Origin of the sequence: Streptomyces lydicus (genome assembly GCF_000717345.1) — a bacterium.
Classification (GTDB): domain Bacteria; phylum Actinomycetota; class Actinomycetes; order Streptomycetales; family Streptomycetaceae; genus Streptomyces; species Streptomyces lydicus.
In genome coordinates, this window is the sequence record NZ_JNZA01000027.1 from 151,010 (window position 1) to 168,716 (window position 17,707).

The 17,707-nt window shown below is 74.0% G+C and carries 15 protein-coding genes; 3 read left to right on the forward strand and 12 right to left on the reverse strand.

All coding sequences use genetic code 11. From position 1 onward, the window contains the following. Nucleotides 1-170 precede the first annotated feature (170 nt). The 12 genes from OO62_RS24615 to OO62_RS24670 form a co-directional block, all read right to left on the reverse strand. Nucleotides 171-1,700 (reverse strand): NADH-quinone oxidoreductase subunit N, encoded by a 1,530-nt coding sequence (locus OO62_RS24615; protein ID WP_033269729.1) that lies wholly within the window; start codon nt 1,698-1,700, stop codon nt 171-173. Then, nucleotides 1,700-3,328 (reverse strand): complex I subunit 4 family protein, encoded by a 1,629-nt coding sequence (locus OO62_RS24620; protein WP_033269765.1) that lies wholly within the window; start codon nt 3,326-3,328, stop codon nt 1,700-1,702. The genes OO62_RS24615 and OO62_RS24620 overlap by 1 nt, the downstream gene beginning before the upstream one ends. Nucleotides 3,329-3,441: 113 nt before the next feature. Continuing rightward, nucleotides 3,442-5,439, reverse strand: a complete 1,998-nt coding sequence (locus OO62_RS24625; protein ID WP_033269730.1) for an NADH-quinone oxidoreductase subunit 5 family protein — start codon at nt 5,437-5,439, stop codon at nt 3,442-3,444. Beyond that, complete coding sequence (gene nuoK, locus OO62_RS24630) at nt 5,436-5,807, reverse strand: NADH-quinone oxidoreductase subunit NuoK (protein ID WP_033269731.1); 372 nt, start codon at nt 5,805-5,807, stop codon at nt 5,436-5,438. The genes OO62_RS24625 and nuoK overlap by 4 nt, the downstream gene beginning before the upstream one ends. Next, the gene (locus OO62_RS24635; protein WP_033269732.1) at nt 5,807-6,418 is read right to left on the reverse strand and encodes an NADH-quinone oxidoreductase subunit J family protein; all 612 of its coding nucleotides are present in this window, start codon (nt 6,416-6,418) and stop codon (nt 5,807-5,809) included. Before OO62_RS24635 ends, nuoK begins: the two co-directional genes overlap by 1 nt. Then, nucleotides 6,415-7,035: a NuoI/complex I 23 kDa subunit family protein gene (locus OO62_RS24640; protein WP_033269733.1), complete on the reverse strand. Its 621-nt coding sequence runs from the start codon at nt 7,033-7,035 to the stop codon at nt 6,415-6,417. Before OO62_RS24640 ends, OO62_RS24635 begins: the two co-directional genes overlap by 4 nt. Further along, the gene (nuoH, locus tag OO62_RS24645) at nt 7,032-8,000 is read right to left on the reverse strand and encodes an NADH-quinone oxidoreductase subunit NuoH (RefSeq protein ID WP_033269734.1); all 969 of its coding nucleotides are present in this window, start codon (nt 7,998-8,000) and stop codon (nt 7,032-7,034) included. The genes OO62_RS24640 and nuoH overlap by 4 nt, the downstream gene beginning before the upstream one ends. Beyond that, nucleotides 7,997-9,346, reverse strand: a complete 1,350-nt coding sequence (locus OO62_RS24650) for an NADH-quinone oxidoreductase subunit C (protein ID WP_051733559.1) — start codon at nt 9,344-9,346, stop codon at nt 7,997-7,999. Before OO62_RS24650 ends, nuoH begins: the two co-directional genes overlap by 4 nt. Continuing rightward, nucleotides 9,343-10,059: an NADH-quinone oxidoreductase subunit B gene (locus tag OO62_RS24655; RefSeq protein ID WP_078617336.1), complete on the reverse strand. Its 717-nt coding sequence runs from the start codon at nt 10,057-10,059 to the stop codon at nt 9,343-9,345. Before OO62_RS24655 ends, OO62_RS24650 begins: the two co-directional genes overlap by 4 nt. Then, complete coding sequence (locus tag OO62_RS24660; protein WP_033269735.1) at nt 10,050-10,451, reverse strand: NADH-quinone oxidoreductase subunit A; 402 nt, start codon at nt 10,449-10,451, stop codon at nt 10,050-10,052. The genes OO62_RS24655 and OO62_RS24660 overlap by 10 nt, the downstream gene beginning before the upstream one ends. A 333-nt stretch (nt 10,452-10,784) precedes the next feature. Next, nucleotides 10,785-12,377, reverse strand: coding sequence for a CpaE/TadZ family protein (locus OO62_RS41390; RefSeq protein ID WP_266105132.1), 1,593 nt, complete (start codon nt 12,375-12,377; stop codon nt 10,785-10,787). A gap of 265 nt (nt 12,378-12,642) precedes the next feature. Beyond that, entirely contained in the window at nt 12,643-13,761 is a 1,119-nt protein-coding gene (locus tag OO62_RS24670) for a ubiquitin family protein (protein WP_033269736.1), read from the reverse strand. A gap of 234 nt (nt 13,762-13,995) precedes the next feature. Here OO62_RS24670 and OO62_RS24675 point away from each other — a divergent pair, with 234 nt between their 5' ends. The 3 genes from OO62_RS24675 (at nt 13,996) to OO62_RS24685 (ending at nt 17,619) form a co-directional block, all read left to right on the forward strand. Continuing rightward, nucleotides 13,996-15,234, forward strand: a complete 1,239-nt coding sequence (locus OO62_RS24675) for a sensor histidine kinase (RefSeq protein ID WP_033269769.1) — start codon at nt 13,996-13,998, stop codon at nt 15,232-15,234. Between the two features lie 199 nt (nt 15,235-15,433). Continuing rightward, a complete protein-coding gene (locus OO62_RS24680) occupies nt 15,434-16,747 on the forward strand; it encodes a sensor histidine kinase (RefSeq protein ID WP_033269737.1) in 1,314 nt (437 codons plus the stop codon). A 212-nt stretch (nt 16,748-16,959) separates the two neighbouring features. After that, the gene (locus tag OO62_RS24685) at nt 16,960-17,619 is read left to right on the forward strand and encodes a response regulator transcription factor (protein ID WP_033269738.1); all 660 of its coding nucleotides are present in this window, start codon (nt 16,960-16,962) and stop codon (nt 17,617-17,619) included. Nucleotides 17,620-17,707 lie beyond the last annotated feature (88 nt).

Genomic DNA, 17,707 nt, shown 5'->3' on the forward strand with positions numbered 1-17,707 from the left:
CACTCTCCAGTGGACCCTTACTCACTGGTCAACGCGAGATGAACGGGCCTGGTTCCCCTGTGCGCGAGCGGCGGGGCCGGGCGGGGCACGGACGGCCGCCCCGTGGGGCGTACCGCCGTACGGGCGCCCTGGGCGCCGTCAGGACCTGCCGGAGGAGCGCGGAGCCGCCGTCAGAGCAGCGCGCCGGACGCGAAGCGCAGGACGAGCTGCGGGGCGCCGGAGAGGGCGACGCCGAGGACGGCGGCGAGGCCGATGGCGGTGGCGAGGGGCGCCGGGATCCACCCGTGGGCCGGCTCCGGGCCCGCGGGTGCGGCCCCGGTCTCCTCGGCGCCGCGGAACAGCACCGCGGTCCACTGGAGGTAGTAGTAGAGCGCGATGACGACGTTGACGGCCATCACCACGGCGAGCCAGGCCAGCCCCGCGTCGACGGCCGCGGAGAACACCGTGACCTTGGCGAACAGGCCGATGATGCCGGGCGGCAGACCGGCCAGGCAGAGCAGGAAGAAGCCGAGGGCGAGCGCCACCAGGGGGCGCCGGGCGTACAGGCCCCGGTAGTCGGCGATGCGGTTGGCCGGGCGGGTACGGGCGACCAGGGCGGCGACGGCGAAGGCGCCGAGGTTCACGGCCGCGTACATCAGGGCGTAGGCGACGGTGGAGCCGATGGCGTGCGCCGGGTCGTGGACGTAGCCGGCCGCGGCGAGCGGGACCAGGAGGTAGCCGGCCTGGCCGACCGAGGACCAGGCGAGCAGGCGGACCGCGCTGTGCGCCCGGTACGGGTCCTGGCGCAGCGCCGCGACGTTGCCGACGGTCATGGTGAGCGCGGCCAGCACGGCCAGCGCCGGGCCCCAGACGTCGGCGTACGAGGGGAAGCCCTGGACGGTGACGAGGATCAGGCCGGAGAAGCCGACGGCCTTGCCGACCACGGAGAGGTAGCCGGCGATGGGCAGCGGGGCGCCCACGTAGGTGTCCGGCACCCAGAAGTGGAACGGGGCGGCCGCGGTCTTGAAGGCGAAGCCCACCAGGGTGAGCGCGGCGCCGGCGCCGGCCAGGGTGGCGAGGCGCGGGTCGGGCAGGGCGGTGAGGGCGTGCGCCACCCGGGAGAGGTGCAGGCTGCCGGTGGCGGCGTACAGGAAGCTCACGCCGAGCAGCATCACGGCGGTGGCGGCCACCGAGGACAGGAAGAACTTCAGCGCCGCCTCGGAGGAGAGGCGGTCGCCGCGCCGCAGGCCCACGAGGGCGAAGGCGGGCAGCGAGGCCACCTCCAGGGCGATGACGAGGGTGGCGAGGTCCCGGGAGGCGGGCAGCAGGGCGGCGCCGGCCGCGGAGGACAGCAGCAGGAACCAGTACTCGCCGGAGGGCAGGTCCTGGTCCTTGACGGTGTCGATGGACAGCAGCGCGGTCAGCAGTGCGCCGGCGAGCACCAGGAACTGGATGACCAGGGCGAACGGGTCGGCCACGTAGCTGCACACGTCGGGGTGCCCGGCGAGGCAGAAGGTGCGGCGGTCGCCGTTCAGGAGGGGCAGCAGGGACAGCGCGGCGAGCGCGAGACCCGCCGTCGCGAGCCAGCCGAGCAGCGGCTTGCGGGCCGCCGGGACGAAGAGGTCGGCGACGAGCACCACCAGGGCGACGGCCGCGGTCAGGGTGGGCGGTGCGAGGGCGACCCAGTCGACGGACTGGACGAGGGAGGTGACCTGGCTCATCACTTACCGCCTCCGAGGAGCTGCTGGACGGCCGGATCGCTGAGGCCGAGGAGGGCTGCCGGCCACAGGCCGGCGAGGACGGTGAGGGCGGCCAGCGGGGACCAGGCGGCGTACTCGTAGCGCGCGAGGTCGGGGATCGCGGGGGCCCGGTCGGCGGCGCGGCCGGGCGTGGCGGCGTCGTCGCCGGACGGGTCGCCGGCGCCGAGCGGGGCGGTCGCTGCGAGGTGCGGGGTGCCGCCCATGCAGACGCGGCGGACGACCAGCAGCAGGTAGGCGGCGGTCAGCAGGGTGCCGAGGCCGGCCAGCGCCATGAACGTCAGGAAGGCGGGGCGGCTCAGGCCGGCGGCCGGCCGGAAGGCGCCGAACATGGCGAGCATCTCGCCCCAGAAGCCGGCGAGTCCGGGGAGGCCCAGGGAGGCGACGGCCCCGAAGGCGAGCAGGCCGCCGAAGCGGGGGGCCCTGCCGTAGAGGGCGGCGCCGGTGCTGCCGGCGAGGGTGTCGAGGTCGGTGCTGCCGAAGCGGTCCTTGAGGGCGCCGACCATGAAGAACAGCAGGCCGGTGATCAGGCCGTGCGCGATGTTGGCGAACAGCGCGCCGTTGACGCCGGTGGGGGTCATGCTGGCGATGCCGAGCAGGACGAAGCCCATGTGGCCGACGGAGCTGTAGGCGATCAGGCGCTTGAGGTCGCCCTTGGCGCCCTTGCGGACGAGGGCGAGGCACGCGAGCGAGCCGTAGACGATGCCGACGGCGGCCAGTGCGGCCAGGTACGGGGCGAAGGTGTGCATGCCCTCGGGGGTGATCGGCAGCGCGATCCGCACGAAGCCGTACGTGCCCATCTTCAGCAGGACGCCGGCCAGCAGCACCGAGCCGACGGTGGGGGCGGCGGTGTGTGCGTCCGGCAGCCAGCTGTGCAGCGGCCACAGGGGCGACTTGACGGCCAGTCCGATGCCGACCGCGAGTACCGCGAGCAGCTGGACGGTGTGGCTGAGCTGGGCTTTCGGGCCGTTGTCAGTGGCGAGTGCCACCATGTCGAACGTGCCGGATTTCACGCCGATGAGGAGGAGGCCGAGCAGCATCACGACGGAGCCGAGCAGCGTGTAGAGGATGAACTTCCAGGCAGCCGCCTGCCTTCCGGCGCCGCCCCAGCGGGCGATCAGGAAGTACATCGGGATGAGGACCATCTCAAAGGCGAGGAAGAACAGCATCAGGTCCAGGACGGCGAAGGTGGCGAGGGTGCCGGCCTCCAGGACGAGCAGCAGGGCCACAAATGCCTTGGGTGACGGGCCCGTTGGCATGTGGAAGTACGAATAGAGCGCGCAGAGGAAGGTCAGCAGCGCGGTCATGACGACGAGGGGGAGCGAGATGCCGTCGACGCCGAGGTGGATGCGGATGTCGAGCGCCGGGATCCAGCTGATGTCGGTGGTGGCCTGCATACGGGCCGGGTGATCGTGATCGAAGCCGGCGGCCAGCGCGATCGCGGCGGCGAGCACGGCGCCGGTGACGGTCACGCCGTGGCGCAGCACGGCCTGGTCGGGGTTCTTGCCCCTCAGGCCGGGCGGGGCCGGGAACAGTGCGGCCAGCGCGCCGATCAGGGGCAGGGCGACGAGGGCCGCGAGGAGGATCTGCAGGGCGGTGTGGTTCACGGGTCAGGCCCTCCTCGGGGTTCCGGCTCCGGCGGGGCGGGCCACGCGGACTGTCGGCTGGCGGTGCGGGGGTCGGCCCCCGGCGGATGGCGGCACGGTCAGGCTCCCGTGCCCGTGGCGATGAGGACGGCGGCGACGGCCAGCACGAGCGAGCCGGCGAGCAGCGCGCCGAGGTAGGTCTGCACGTTGCCGGTCTGGGCGCGGCGGACGGCGGCGCCCAGCCAGCGGGGGGCGGCGCCCGCGCCGCGGACGTAGGTGTCGACGACCTCGCGGTCCAGGAAGCGGACGAGCGTGGCGGCGGCGCGTACGGGGCGGACGAACAGCGCGGTGTAGACGGCGTCGAGGTGGAAGCCGACGGCGGCGTGCGGCTGCAGCGGGCCGAGGAGGAGGCGGCCGGGGTCGGCCGGGTCCGGCGCGGCGGCCACGCTCCCGTAGACCGGGGCGTGGGTGGCGATGGCCGTCTCCTCGGCGAGCCCGGGCGGGGCGTCCGGGTCGGCGATGACCGCGCCGATCGGGGTGCGGGCGGCCAGGGCCGTGGTGTGGCGCCAGGCCGCGTAGGTGACCAGGCCGCCGGCGACGGCGATACCGGTGCCCAGGACGGAGGTGGTCAGGGCCGGGGCGAGCGAACGCCCGTCGAACCAGTCGGGCAGGAAGGGGGCGGTGAGGCCGAGCGCGAGGGTGGGGACGAACAGCACCCACAGGACGGCGTTCATGACGAGCGGCTGCCGGCCGTGGTCGGGGGCTTCGACGCCGCTGCCCTTGAAGACCAGCAGCCACAGGCGGGTGGCGTAGGCCGCGGTGAGCAGGGCGGTGAGCAGGCCGGAGACCAGCACGGTCCAGCCGGCGGCGCCGGGGATGCCGTGCGCACCGCCGGTGGCGGCGTGCTCGGCCGCGCCCAGGACGGCTTCCTTGGAGAAGAAGCCGGCGAACGGCGGGATCGCGGCGAGCGCGAGCAGCGCGACGGTGACGGTCCAGTAGGCGTCCGGGATGCGCCGGGCCAGGCCCGTCATCCGGGACATCGCGGCGAGCGAGTTGGTGCCCGCGGCGTGGATGATCACGCCCGCGCCCAGGAAGAGGAGGGCCTTGAACGCACCGTGCGTCAGGAGGTGGAAGACGGCGGCTCCGCGGTCGCCGACGGCCAGCGCGCCCAGCATGTAGCCGAGCTGGCCGACCGTCGAATAGGCCAGCACGCGCTTGATGTCGTCCTGGGCCAGCGCGGCGAGACCGGAGCCGACCATGGTGATCGCCGCCATGACGGCCATCACGATCAGGGCGGCCGCGGAGGCCGCGAAGACCGGGAGGAGACGGGCCACGACGTAGATGCCGGCCGCCACCATCGTCGCGGCGTGGATCAGCGCCGAGACCGGCGTCGGGCCGGCCATCGCGTCCGGGAGCCAGGTGTGCAGCGGGAACTGCGCCGACTTGCCGGCGACGCCGGCCAGCAGCAGCAGCGCGATCAGCGTCGGGTGGTCCAGGCCGCGGTTGGCGACCGAGCCGAGGATGCCGGTGATGCGGAAGGTTCCGGCGTCGGCGGCCAGCGCGAAGATGCCGAAGAGGAAGGGGACATCGCCGAGCTTGGTGACGAGGAACGCCTTGAGGGAGGCGGCGCGGGCGGTCTCGGTCTCCCAGTAGTGGCCGACGAGGAAGTAGGAGCAGATGCCCATGACTTCCCAGCCGACCAGCAGCACCATCAGGTCGCCGGTGTAGACGACCAGCAGCATCGCGGAGGTGAAGAGGGAGACCAGCGCGGCGTAGGAGGCGTAGCGCGGGTCCTCGCGCAGATAGGCGGTGGAGTAGAGCTGCACACAGGTCGCCACGACACCCACGAGGACGGCCATCAGCGCGGCGAAGCCGTCGACGTGCAGGGCCAGGTCGATGGGGATCGAGCCGGTCGGGGTGAGCCGGGTGGCGACGTCGGTGGCGGTGCCGCCGCCCTGTCCGACCGCGACGACGACGGTCAGCGCGGCCGCGGCCAGCGTCGGCAGCACGGCCAGCGGCCGTACGAAACCGGGCGCGCGGCGCCCCAGGAAGAGGCCGGCGACGGCCCCGAGGAAGGGCAGGAGGGGAACGAGAACGGCGGTGGTCGTGAGCGTCACGCGGTGGCCTCCGCCTCGGTGTCCGGCTGCCGGTTCGTCGCTTCCGCGTCCGCCCCGTCCGGCCGCTCGGCGAGGTCGCGGAGCCGGTCGATGTCGGAGCTGCCGCGGTTGCGGTAGACGAGCAGCACGATGGCCAGGCCGATGCCGATCTCGGCGGCGGCGACGGTGATGGTGAAGAGGGTGAGCGCCTGGCCGGCGTGCAGCGTGTCGCGCAGCCAGACGTCGAAGGCGACGAGGTTGAGGTTGACGGCGTTGAGCATCAGCTCGACGGACATCAGCACCAGGATGGCGTTGCGGCGGGCGAGCACGCCGTACAGGCCGGTGCAGAAGAGGAGGACGGCGAGGACGGCCGGATAGGCGAGGTGCATCAGCGCTGCTCCTCTCGCGGGGCGGGGGCGGTGGCGGTGGTGTTCCGGAGGGCCGCCGCGGGAGCCTTGCCCTCTCCGCCCCGGCGGGACAGCACGATGGCGCCGACGAGCGCGGCCAGCAGCAGCACGGACAGCGCCTCGAAGGGCAGTACCCAGTACTGGAAGAGGCTGCGCCCGGTGGTCTCGGTGGAGCCCTGGACGGCGTCGAGGTTGATCCAGGTGGCGCGGAAGGCGTCGACGACGACCCAGACCAGGGTGCCGGCCGAGGCGAGCGCGACGATCAGCGCGGCCCAGCGGTTGCCGGAATCGGCGTCCGGGGAACGGCCGATGGGCGCCTTGGTGAGCATCAGTCCGAAGAGCAGGAGGACGACGACCGAACCGACGTAGATGAGCACCTGCACCCAGGCGATGAACTCGGCCGTGAGCAGCAGGTATTCGATCGCGATCCCGCCGAGGGCGACGACCAGCCAGAGGGCGGCGTGCACCAGCTGACGGGTGGTGACGGTGACGACGGCCGCGCCGAGGGTGGCGAGGCCGACGAGGAGGAAGGCGATCTCGACGCCGCCGGGAGAGAGGAATCCCTGGCCGGCGGCGGTGGCGGCGAGCGTCACGTGCCCTCCCCTGGGGTCTCCGGTCGTTCCCGGTCCCGGTCCTGGGCCGGAGCCTCGGCGTCCTGCGCCGGAGCCTCGGCCTCGGCTTCCGCCGCCTGCTGGGCGGCGAGTTTGTCCGCGGCCTTACGGGCGGCGGCGATCTCCTTGGGCTCCTCGGCCTTCGGGTCGAGCGCCGGCGGCTCGGGCACCGTCCACATCCACTCGCGGAGCTTGTCGCGCTCGTGGGTCAGCTCGCGGATGTCCGTCTCGGCGTACTCGAATTCCGGTGACCAGAAGAGCGCGTCGAAGGGGCAGACCTCGATGCAGATCCCGCAGTACATGCACAGCGCGAAGTCGATCGCGAAGCGGTCCAGCACATTGCGGCTGCGCTCGCGGCCACCGGGCGCGGCCGGCGGCACCGTCTCCTTGTGGGAGTCGATGTAGATGCACCAGTCCGGGCACTCGCGCGCGCACAGCATGCAGACCGTGCAGTTCTCCTCGAACAGCCCGATGACGCCGCGGCTGCGGGGCGGCAGGTCGGGCTGGACGTCCGGGTACTGCGCGGTGACGGATCGCTTCGTCATCGTCCGCAGGGTGACGGCGAGGCCCTTGGCGAGGCCGGAACCGGGGAAGCTCATGACGAGATCACCACCTTGATGACGCCGGTGAGGGCGATCTGGGCGAGAGCGAGCGGGATGAGGACCGTCCAGGCGAGCTTCTGCAGCTGGTCCTCGCGCAGCCGCGGGTAGGTCACCCGCAGCCAGATGACGCCGAAGGCGAGGATCACGGTCTTCAGCAGCGTCCACAGCCAGCCCAGGCCGGCGGCACCGAACGGGCCGTGCCAGCCGCCGAGGAACAGCACGGACGTCAGTGCGCAGAGGACGACGATGCCCGCGTACTCGGCGAGCAGGAAGAGGGCGAAGCGCAGCCCGGTGTACTCGGTGTACGCGCCGAAGATGATCTCGGAGTCGGCGACCGGCATGTCGAACGGCGGCCGCTGAAGCTCGGCGAGCCCCGCGGTGAAGAAGACGACGCCGCCGACGATCTGCCACGGCAGCCACCACCAGTGGAACGCCTCGACGATGCCGGTCAGCGAGAGCGTGCCGGCCGCCATCGCGACGGACGCCGCCGCGAGCAGCATCGGCAGCTCGTACGCGAGCAGCTGCGCGGCCGTCCGCAGGCCGCCGAGCAGGGAGAACTTGTTCGCCGAGGCCCAGCCGGCCATCAGCGAGCCGAGCACGCCGACGCCCATGACGGCGAGGACGAAGAAGATGCCCGCGTCCAGGTCCTGTCCGACGGCGTTGTGCGGCCCTATCGGGATGGCGACCAGGACCAGGAGGTACGGCAGCAGGGCGACGGCGGGCGCGAGCTGGAAGATCCGCCGGTCCGCGCCGGCCGGAACGATGTCCTCCTTCTGCGCGAACTTCACCCCGTCGGCGACCAGCTGGGCCCAGCCGTGGAACCCACCCGCGTACATGGGGCCGAGCCGGCCCTGCATATGGGCCATGACCTTGTGCTCGGTCTGCCCGATGACCAGGGGGAACACCAGGAACACGGCGAAGACGGCGAGGAGGCGCAGCGCGATGTCGAGAGCGTCGCTCATGGGGTGTCGCCTCCTGCCGGGGGTTGCGCGTCGTCGTTCGGGGAGCGGGGGCCGGGGTGCTGCTCGGGGGCGGGCTCGGGCTTCGGCTCCGCCTCCGGCTCGGGCTTCGGCTCGGGCTGCTGTTTCGTTTCCGGCGCGGGCTGCGGCTCTGCTTGCTGCTTCGGCTCGGTCTCCGGCTGGGTCTTCGGCTTCGGCTCGGTCTCCGGCTTGGGCTCGGTCTCCGGCTTCGGCTTCGGCTCGTCGAAGGTCGGGCGGGCGTGGTGCCAGGGCGCGTCGGAGGAGCGCGGGGCCGCCGCCTCGGGGGCGGCCGACGGGGTTCCGTCCGGCCGGTCCGTGTCCTTCGATGCCTCCGTGCCTGCCGCCGCCTGCCGCTGGCCGGCCGAGCCCTCGCTCGCGGAGCGCGTACGGCGCGCGGGGCGTTCCGTACGCTCCGGGCGTTCGGGCCGCTCCGGAGCAGCCGCGTCCGCCGGGCCCTGGTCCGTCGCCGCCTCCGCCGCAGCCGCCGCCTGCTGGCTCGCCGAGCCCGCGCTCACGCTGCGGGTACGCCGGGCCGGACGCTCGCCCGCCGCCGCACCGGCCGCGCCGGCCGCACGAGCACCACCGGCCGCACGGGCACCGCGCGCCGGCCGCGCGGGCGCGGGCGGCAGCTGGCCCTTCAGCGGACCCCACTCGTTCGGGTCCGGGACGCCCGGGGGCAGCATCTGGCGGCGCTTGGGCCCGCCGTGTTCGGACTCCCCCGGCTCCTTGGCGCCCGGCCACGCCTTGGCGACCCGCGCGGCCAGCACGAAGTCCTTGCGCAGCGGGTGCCCCTCGAAGCCCTCGGGGAGCAGCAGCGGTACGAGGTGGGGGTGGCCGGTGAAGTCGACGCCGAACATCTCGTGGGTCTCGCGCTCGTGCCAGCCCGCGCCCGCGTACACGCCGATGGCGGTGGGCAGCGCGGCCGCGTCGTGCGGAACCGTCGTCCGTACGATCAGCCCCCGGACGGCGCCCGGGCGGGCCGGGTCGGCGACGTGCACGCAGATCCGGAATCCGGTGCCGGGCTCGTCGACGGCGCTCAGCCAGTCGAAGTAGGTGCAGCCCAGGTCGTCGCGGGCGGCCGTCAGCGCGGTGAGCCAGCCGTCCGCCGGGACGTCGACGGTCAGCAGCTCGTACGCCAGCTCCGCGGTGGCTCCGGCGCCGAAGATCTCGCTCGCGGGCCGCGGCAGCCATCCGACGACGGGCTCGGGGGCGGGGGCGGGGGCGGGCGTTTCGGCCTGGTCGGTCTGCTCAGGCGTCTCGGACGTCTCGGACTGCTCGGGCGTCCCAGAAGTCTCGGGCGTCTCGGGCGTCTCGGGCCGGTCGCTCATCGGGGCTCCTCCCCCGCGGGCTTCGCCTGCTCCGCCTTGTCCGTCGGCTCAGCGGTGTCCGTCGGCGCGGCCGTATGCGTCGGCTCCGCCGTCTGGGGCGCGGGCGGGGTCACGAGTCCGCTGCGCAGCGCGGCGGCCGAGGCGCGGGGCGCGCCGCTCCGGCCGTAGCGCTCCCCCAGCGATTCGCGCGCGATCTTCTCCTGGAGCTTCAGGATGCCCTGGAGAAGCGCCTCCGGCCGCGGCGGGCAGCCCGGTACGTACACGTCGACCGGGATGATCTGGTCGACGCCCTTGGTGACCGAGTACGAGTCCCAGTACGGGCCGCCGCAGTTGGAGCAGGCCCCGAAGGAGATGACGTACTTCGGCTCGGGCATCTGCTCGTAGAGCCGCTTGACCGCGGGCGCCATCTTGTCGGTGACGGTGCCGGAGACGACCATCAGGTCGGCCTGCCGCGGACCGGGCGCGAACGGGATCACGCCGAGCCGGATGAAGTCGTGACGCGCCATGGACGCGGCGATGAATTCGATGGCGCAGCAGGCCAGCCCGAAGTTGAAGACCCACAGGCTGTAGCGGCGGCCCCAGTTGAGGACCACCTTCATCGGTTCGGGCGCGAGCCGGGCGAGGGTGCCCAGCCTGCGCGGCTCCGGCAGGAACTCGGGGGCTGCGCCCTCGGGGGCGACTGCGGAGCTGTTGGAGGCGCGGGTCACGTCCATTCCAGGACGCCCTTCTTCCATGCGTAGAGCAGGCCGACGGCGAGGAACCCGAGGAAGATGAACATCTCCGCGAGCGTCACGCCGCCGAATCCGGGGGCGGCGAAGATCGTCGCCCAGGGGAACAGGAAGATCGAGTCGACGGCGAAGATGACATAGAGGAAGGCGTAGACGTAGTAGCGGACCTGGGTGTGCGCCCAGCCCTCGCCGACCGGATCCACACCGCACTCGTACGTCAGCAGCTTCTCGGGTGTCGGTACGACAGGCCGCAGCAGCCGCCCGGCTCCGAAGGCCACGGCGACGAAGAGCACGCCGATCACGGCGATGATCCCGACGACCGAATAGCCCTGGAAGTAGTCCGCGGCGACGGTGGTGCGTACGGTCGCGTCCGGCACGTCCGCCCCTCGCTCCCTGAGTGCGCTTGTTCAACGACTTCGACGATCTGTACGGACGGGAGTCTAGGCCCTGGCCGGGCTGCCCCGAGAAGCCGCGTCGTCGCCGACGGTGAGCTTGTCCCTACTTCGCCCTACCTGGGCGGCAGGCAGCGTAGACGCCCCGTCCGGTTGTCTCAGAAGGTGTCTCACGGAGCGGGACGAGGGGGTCGCCGGGCGGGGCGAAGGGCGCTGTGGATCTACCGGATGACGGCACCCGTCGCAGCGTGGCGGATCAGCGATCAATGATCAGTGGTCGCTGGTCAGTGGATCAGTCGCTGATCGGTGGATCAGTGGTCAGTGGATCGGGCCGCCGTCGAAGGGGCTGCGGTTGTCGGGCACGGGGTCCCGGTGGGGTGGGGCGGCGCCCGGGTCGCCGGGAGCGGGCGGGGCCGGCGCCGGGGCGGAAGGGCCGGGCGGCGTAGGGGTGGCGGTATACGGGGTGGCCGGGATGACCGGGGCGCCCGGGTTCTGCGGGTACGCCGGGTAGGGCGGTGCGGCCGCCGGGGCCGGGGGGCGGGCGGGTGCCGGAACCTGGGCGGGGGCCGGGGATGGTGCCGGTCCGGGTGCCTGGGCTTGTGCCGGTGGGTACGGGGCCGGCTGCTGCGGTCGCCGGCCCGGGTCGCGGGAGACCGCGCGGTCCATCGCCTCGGCCGCGATCCGCGCCGCCGCCTCCCGGGTCCGCTCGCCGAGCAGCTCCGTACGGATGGCGCCGCCGGCCGCCAGATGACGGTCGTACGGCAGCGGCAGCACCGCCGCACCACCGGCGCCGAGGTGCTCCGCGGCCCTGCGCACCTCGACGCCGCTGTCGGGCGAGGGGTGGGTGAGCACGACCACCGTGGTCGGCAGCAGACCGGGGTGCAGCCCGCCGATCCAGTTCAGTACGGAGCGGGTGGCCGCCACGCCCTCCGGGGTCGCCGGCGTGACCAGCACCCGCGCCTGGGTGGTCACCAGCGCGGTGCGCGCCACCTCGGCGGGCAGCGTCTCGCAGTCCACGACCGTGGTCGCGAAGTGGCGGCGCAACGACGTCATCACGACGCGGTAGGTGTCGATGTCGAGCCGGGTGCCGATGGAGCCCTGGCTGCCGGGCAGCAGCCAGCCGCCGCCCGCGAACGGCAGGAGGTATCCCGTCAGGTCCGTGATCAGCATCGACGGATCCACTATCTGCGCCAGATCGCTGCCGGACCAGCGCACCTCGCGCGCGCCGAGGCGGTGCGGCAGCGTGCCGAGCGCCGGGTCCGCCTCGACGGCGAGCACCGGGTCGGAGCGGTAGTGCGCATAGGTGAGCGCCAGGAGGGCGGCGACGGTGGACTTGCCGGCGCCGCCGCGGATGCTGGACACGGCGATCTGCCGGCCGGACGTCACCGGCTGCTGGATGGCGTACGCGGCTTGTGTGACGGCGGCCGTCTCGGCGGCCGGGGACGAGGCGAAGACCCGGCGCAGCGCACGGCCGGCGCGCCGGGCCAGTGGGTCGCCGCGGCGGGGCCGGAGCTGCCCGTCGGCCAGCTCGGGCGGCAGCAGGGGTACGGAGACGGGCGTCCGCGCCGGCAGGCCGGTCCGCCCGTAGCGACCGGGCGCCGGGGCCTGCCCCTGGGCGGTGGCCTGTCCCTGGACGGTGGGCTGCCCCTGGACGGTTGCCTGTCCCTGGACGGTGGGCTGCCCCTGGACCGGACCCTGCTCCTGGTACGAGCCCTGGTCCTGGGCCGAGGGCGGTTGCGAAACCGAGGGCGGCTGCGAAAACGAGGGCTGCTGCGAAGCCGGGGCCGGCGCCGGGGTCGGCGGGGGCCCGGCCGGAGCCTGGGAAGGCAGGGGCGGAGGCGACGACGGCATCGGCCCCGCGGCCGGCATCGGTCCGGGCGCGGCCACCGGGGCCACCGGGGCCGCAGCCACCGGCCCACCCGTCTGTCCCGGCGCAGCAGGCATCGGCCCGGTCGTCGCGTTCACCGCGTCCGCACCCCCTGCCACTCCGGTACCGGTCGTCTCGCCCACTACCGCACCCACCCCGGCTCCCGTTCCTGCCTGCGCTCCCGTGCCTGCCTGCGCTGCCGCTCCAGGTCCCCCCGGCACTCCTGTTTCCGCTGCGGCTCCCGCGCCCGTGGTGATTCCGTCGCCCTTGGCTCCCGACGCTGACACGATCCCTCCTCCACCCTCCGGGTCAGGACCCGCCGAACAGCAGCCCGTAGACCCCGAAGGCCCCGAGGGCCACCGGGATCAGTGCCACCACGCTCACCGACTCGACCACGTCCAGCCACCGCCACAGCCGGGCCCGCAGCTGTTCCGGCAGCCGCACCGCGAGCACCGCGACCGGCAACGCGGCCAGCAGGGCCAGCGCGACCAGCGCGAGGGCCGGCGCCCCGCCGTCGGCGGCCCACAGCAGCACCAGGCGTACGCACACCGCCAGCCCGGCCGCCAGCAGCGCGACCACCTCCACCGCCAGCGGATACGCGCGCGCCCGCGAGCACAGCACGACGCACAGCAGCAGCGCGCCGAGCACCGTCCACAGGCCGGGAGTGCGCACCGCGAGCACCCCCGCGGCGCCGGCCGAGGCGGCCATCGCCACCGTGGCCAGGGCCAGTTCCCGGTGGGCGGCGCCCAGTGCGGCCGCCACCTGGTGCCGGCTGACCGGCGTGCCGCCCGCACGCTGGTCGTCCAGGCGCGTCAGACCGGCCCACATCAGGGCCAGCCGCGGCAGATATCCGAGGACCAGTACGGAGCCGAAGCCGAGCGCAACTCCCGTACGGGCGGGGGTGGTCAGGGCCAGGCCCAGCTCCCACGCGCCCACCGCGAGCGCGGTGCACGCCGCACCCGTCAGGCCGCCGCGCCCCAGCCCCGTACCGCAGCCGAGGAGCGCGAGCAGCGCCGCGACGGTCAGTCCGACGGCGGCGATCCGGGCGCTGCCGCCCGGCGCCGCCTGCCATGCGGCGGCCACGCCCAGCGCGCCGCCGAGCAGTATCAAGGCGGCCGCGGGGACGGGCCGGCCGCTCCGTCCGGCGAGCGCGCCGGACGCCGCCCCGGCGCCCGCGAGCACGACGGCCGCGATCCCGAGCCAGAGCGCGGCACCGCCCGCGAACCAGACGTGCGCACAGACCCCGGTGACCGCCGCGAGCACCAGACTCGCCGTCACCGCCGTCCAGGTCCTGCTGCGCTCGCCCCATCCCCAGCCGGAGACGTCGAGGGGGCCCGCCAACGCCTCGATGAGGTCCCGCGCCGCGGCGCCGGACTGCCGCGCGGCGAACTGCGGCTTCAGCAACTGGCCGTCGTCACTCCGCGCCATCGCCCCTCGCCCCTCCCGTTGTGCATCGCCACACAATACGGTCCCGCCGGCGCGCCGTGTCCACCGCTGTGGATAACGAGACGGCCACCGGCCCGGGCCGTCGTCCCGCCCTCTGGTGGGGCCTTGACCTGCGGTGGGGGCATACGGGACGAGTGGTGGAGGTAGGGCAAACCCCACCTCCACCACCCCAGCTGCCCCATGGCACACGGCGCCGCCGCCGGGCAGGCTGGGCGCATGACGGAGAGTTCCCGACCCAGCGCTGCCGACGACGCCCTTGACGGCGCCTCACCACCCCCGCCCAGAGCGCCGTTCGACGGCGTGACCTGGCGGGAGATCGGGTACCTGCTGGCCAACTTCCCTTTGGGCGTCCCGGCGTTCGTGGTGCTGGTGGTGTGGCTGGTGCTGGGCATCGGACTGTCGGTCACCGTGGTCGGGCTTCCGCTGCTGGCCGCGGGCCTGAGCGCGTGCCGTTGGTACGGGAAGCTGGAGCGGACCCGGGCCCGGGCACTGCTGGGGGTGCGGGTCGAGGAGCCGAGCCGGTTGCGGCCGCGGGACCGGGGGTTCTTCCCGTGGTTGTGGATGCGTTTGAAGGACCCGGTCGCCTGGCGGCATGCGCTGTTCGCGTTCGTCCGGCTGCCGTGGGCCGTCCTCACTTTCACGGTGGTCCTCGCCTCGCTCTTCGTGGGGTGGCCGGTGCTGCCGTGGGTGGCGCGCTGGCTGTCGAACGCGGACCGGGCGATGGTGCGCGGGCTGCTGTCGCCGTCCGACGAGCTGGAGCGGCGGATCGCCGAGCTGGAGTCGGACCGGGTGACAGTCACCGATACCGCGGCGGCCGATCTGCGGCGCATCGAGCGGGACCTGCACGACGGTGCGCAGGCCCGGCTGGTGGCGCTGGCCATGGGGCTCGGCCTGGCGAAGGAGAAGCTGCTGGAGGGCCGGGCCGACGAGAGCGTGGCGGCGATGGTGGACGAGGCGCACGGCGAGGTGAAACTGGCGCTCCAGGAGCTGCGGGATCTGGCCCGGGGCATCCATCCGGCGATCCTCACCGACCGCGGGCTGGGGCCGGCCCTGGCGTCCCTGGCCGGGCGCTGCACGGTGCCCGCGACGACGGCGGTGGACCTGGACGAGCGGCCCGCCCCGGCCATCGAGGGCATCGCCTACTTCACCGTCTCCGAGCTGCTGCAGAACGTCTCCAAGCACAGTGCGGCGCGCCGGGCGTCCGTCGAGGTGTGGCGGGCGCGGGACCGGCTGCTGATCCAGGTCGTGGACGACGGGAAGGGCGGGGCGCGGCTCGACGGGGGCACCGGGATGGCCGGGCTCGCCGAGCGGCTGGGGTCGGTGGACGGGGTGTTCGTCCTGGATTCGCCGGCCGGCGGGCCCACGCGGGTGACGGCGGAGCTGCCGTGGCGGGCGCGTACGGAGGCCGGGCCGGTCGGGGCGGCCAAGCGCGGCCCGGTCCCGAGGGGCCGCTGACCGGCCGCCTCGGCCCCACCGCGGGCCCCGGGGGTGGGGAAAACCCCAGGGAAAGACTGCGAAGGCCCTCATGGTGCCGGGGGCGCCGCGCGCGGAGGCTGGTGGTGGCGAAAAAGCCCGCCGGTCCGCGCAGGGCCTGCGGACCAGGCAGCGGCGCCGGCAGGCGGGGGCCGCACACGGCAGAACGGACGACGCGACGATGGATACCGCATACGCACCCCGGCCCCGCGCCCCACGAGTGCCCGTGGGGCTGCGCGCCCCCTTCTCCGGGCGCACCTGGCGGGAGTTCCTGTACCTCTTCCTCAGCCTCCCGATGTCCGTCCTGATGTTCACGTACGCGGTGGCGGTCATCGCGCTCGGCGCCGGCCTGCTGGTGACGTTCCTGGGCGTGCCGGTGCTGGCGGGCGGTCTGGCCGGCGGCCGGGCGCTGGGCGGTGTGGAGCGTGCGCGGGCCCGCGGCCTGCTGGGGACGGACGTGGCCGACCCGGAGCCGGTCCGCCCGTCGAAGCCGGGGCTGCTGGCGTGGGTCGGGGCGGTGCTCAAGAGCGGGGTGTCCTGGCGGCACCTCCTCTACTCCCTGCTGCACTTCCCGTGGGCGGTCTTCTCCTTCGTCGTGTCGCTGACGTTCTGGACCGTCGGCTGGACCCTGCTGGCCTACCCGCTGTGGCGGTGGACCCTCCCCGCGTATCTGGGGCAGCCCGGTATCCAGTTGTGGGGCGACGGCTCCGGCAACGGCGTCTATCTCGACACCCCGGCGGAGATCGGGTTCGCCGCCGGGGCCGGGCTGCTGCTCGTGCTGGCCGGGCCGTGGCTGATCCACGGGCTGACCCAGGTGGACCGGGTCATGGTGCGCGGCCTGCTGGGCCCGTCGTCCCTCGCCACCCGGGTCACGCAGCTGGAGACCGACCGCGGGGTGGTCGTGGACACCGCGGCGGCCGATCTGCGGCGCATCGAGCGCGATCTGCACGACGGCGCGCAGGCCCGGCTGGTCTCCCTCGCCATGGATCTGGGCCTGGCCAAGGAGAAGCTGGCGGAGGACCCGCAGGCCGCCGCGAAGATGGTCGACGAGGCGCACGGCGAGGTGAAGATCGCGCTCCAGGAGCTGCGGGACCTGGCCCGCGGGATCCATCCGGCGATCCTCACCGACCGGGGGCTCGGCCCGGCGCTGTCGGCGCTGGCCGCGCGCTGCACGGTGCCGGTGCAGGTCACCGTGGATCTGGACCGCCGGCCGGCCGCGGCGATCGAGGGCATCGCGTACTTCACCGCCTCCGAGCTGCTGCAGAACGTCTCCAAGCACGCCCGGGCGACCGGCGCGACGCTGGACGTCTGGTGCACCGCGGACCGGCTCATGGTGCTGGTGTCGGACGACGGCCGGGGCGGCGCCCGCGCCGACGAGGGCACCGGCCTGGCCGGCCTCGCCGAGCGGCTCGCCGCCGTCGACGGCCTGCTGATGATCGAATCCCCCGTGGGCGGCCCGACCTCGATCACCGCCGAGCTGCCGTGGCGCGGCTGATCCGGTAGGGACCGCGGCGCGGGGCCGGGACGGGGGTCCGGCCCCGCGCCGACCTGTCCGCCGACCGTCCGGCTCCGCCTCGGGCCGCCCTCCCCGCCTCGGCAGCACCCGTACCCCGCATCACCCGCCCGCCCGCGTCCGGATGCTGGAATGCTGGCGGCTGACAGGGTGGGTGTGCTGAGGCATGGGGGATCTGAGTCGTGGAGAACAGGGTGCGGGTGGTCATCGCCGAGGATTCGGTGCTGCTCCGCGAGGGGCTGACCCGGCTGCTCACCGACCGTGGGCACGAGGTCGTGGCGGGCGTGGGGGACGCCGAGGCGCTGATCAAGGTGATCGGTGAGCTGGCCGACGAGGGCGCGCTGCCGGACGTGGTGGTGGCGGACGTACGGATGCCGCCGACCCATACGGACGAGGGCGTGCGGGCCGCGGTCCGGCTGCGCCGCGACCACCCGGACCTCGGTGTCCTGGTGCTCTCGCAGTACGTCGAGGAGCAGTACGCCACGGAGCTGCTGGCGGGCTCCACCCGGGGCGTCGGCTACCTGCTCAAGGACCGGGTGGCCGAGGTGCGGGAGTTCGTCGACGCTGTGGTCCGGGTCGCCGGGGGCGGCACCGCGCTGGACCCCGAGGTGGTGGCACAGCTGCTGGGGCGCAGCCGCAAGCAGGACGTGCTCGGCCGGCTGACCCCGCGGGAGCGCGAGGTGCTGGGGCTGATGGCCGAGGGCCGGACGAACTCCGCCGTGGCCCGGCAGCTGGTGGTCAGCGACGGCGCCGTCGAGAAGCACGTCAGCAACATCTTCCTGAAGCTGGGGCTGGCGCAGAGTGACGGGGATCACCGCAGGGTGCTCGCCGTCCTCACCTATCTCAACTCCTGACGACCTGACACCCTGTCAGGTGGCTGGTCGGGGCGCCGCCCGCCCAGGTCCAGGACTTTGGGCGGAGAACCAATGGAGGAGTCCGGAG

Coding starts and splice junctions, on each gene's coding strand:
- OO62_RS24650 (WP_051733559.1), bottom strand. CDS start 9,346: ATGAGCGACCGGCCCGAGACGCCCGAGACGCCCGAGACTTCTGGGACG.
- OO62_RS24670 (WP_033269736.1), bottom strand. CDS start 13,761: ATGGCGCGGAGTGACGACGGCCAGTTGCTGAAGCCGCAGTTCGCCGCG.
- OO62_RS24680 (WP_033269737.1), top strand. CDS start 15,434: ATGGATACCGCATACGCACCCCGGCCCCGCGCCCCACGAGTGCCCGTG.
- nuoK (WP_033269731.1), bottom strand. CDS start 5,807: ATGCACCTCGCCTATCCGGCCGTCCTCGCCGTCCTCCTCTTCTGCACC.
- nuoH (WP_033269734.1), bottom strand. CDS start 8,000: ATGAGCGACGCTCTCGACATCGCGCTGCGCCTCCTCGCCGTCTTCGCC.
- OO62_RS24615 (WP_033269729.1), bottom strand. CDS start 1,700: ATGAGCCAGGTCACCTCCCTCGTCCAGTCCGTCGACTGGGTCGCCCTC.
- OO62_RS24640 (WP_033269733.1), bottom strand. CDS start 7,035: ATGAGCTTCCCCGGTTCCGGCCTCGCCAAGGGCCTCGCCGTCACCCTG.
- OO62_RS24675 (WP_033269769.1), top strand. CDS start 13,996: ATGACGGAGAGTTCCCGACCCAGCGCTGCCGACGACGCCCTTGACGGC.
- OO62_RS24655 (WP_078617336.1), bottom strand. CDS start 10,059: ATGGACGTGACCCGCGCCTCCAACAGCTCCGCAGTCGCCCCCGAGGGC.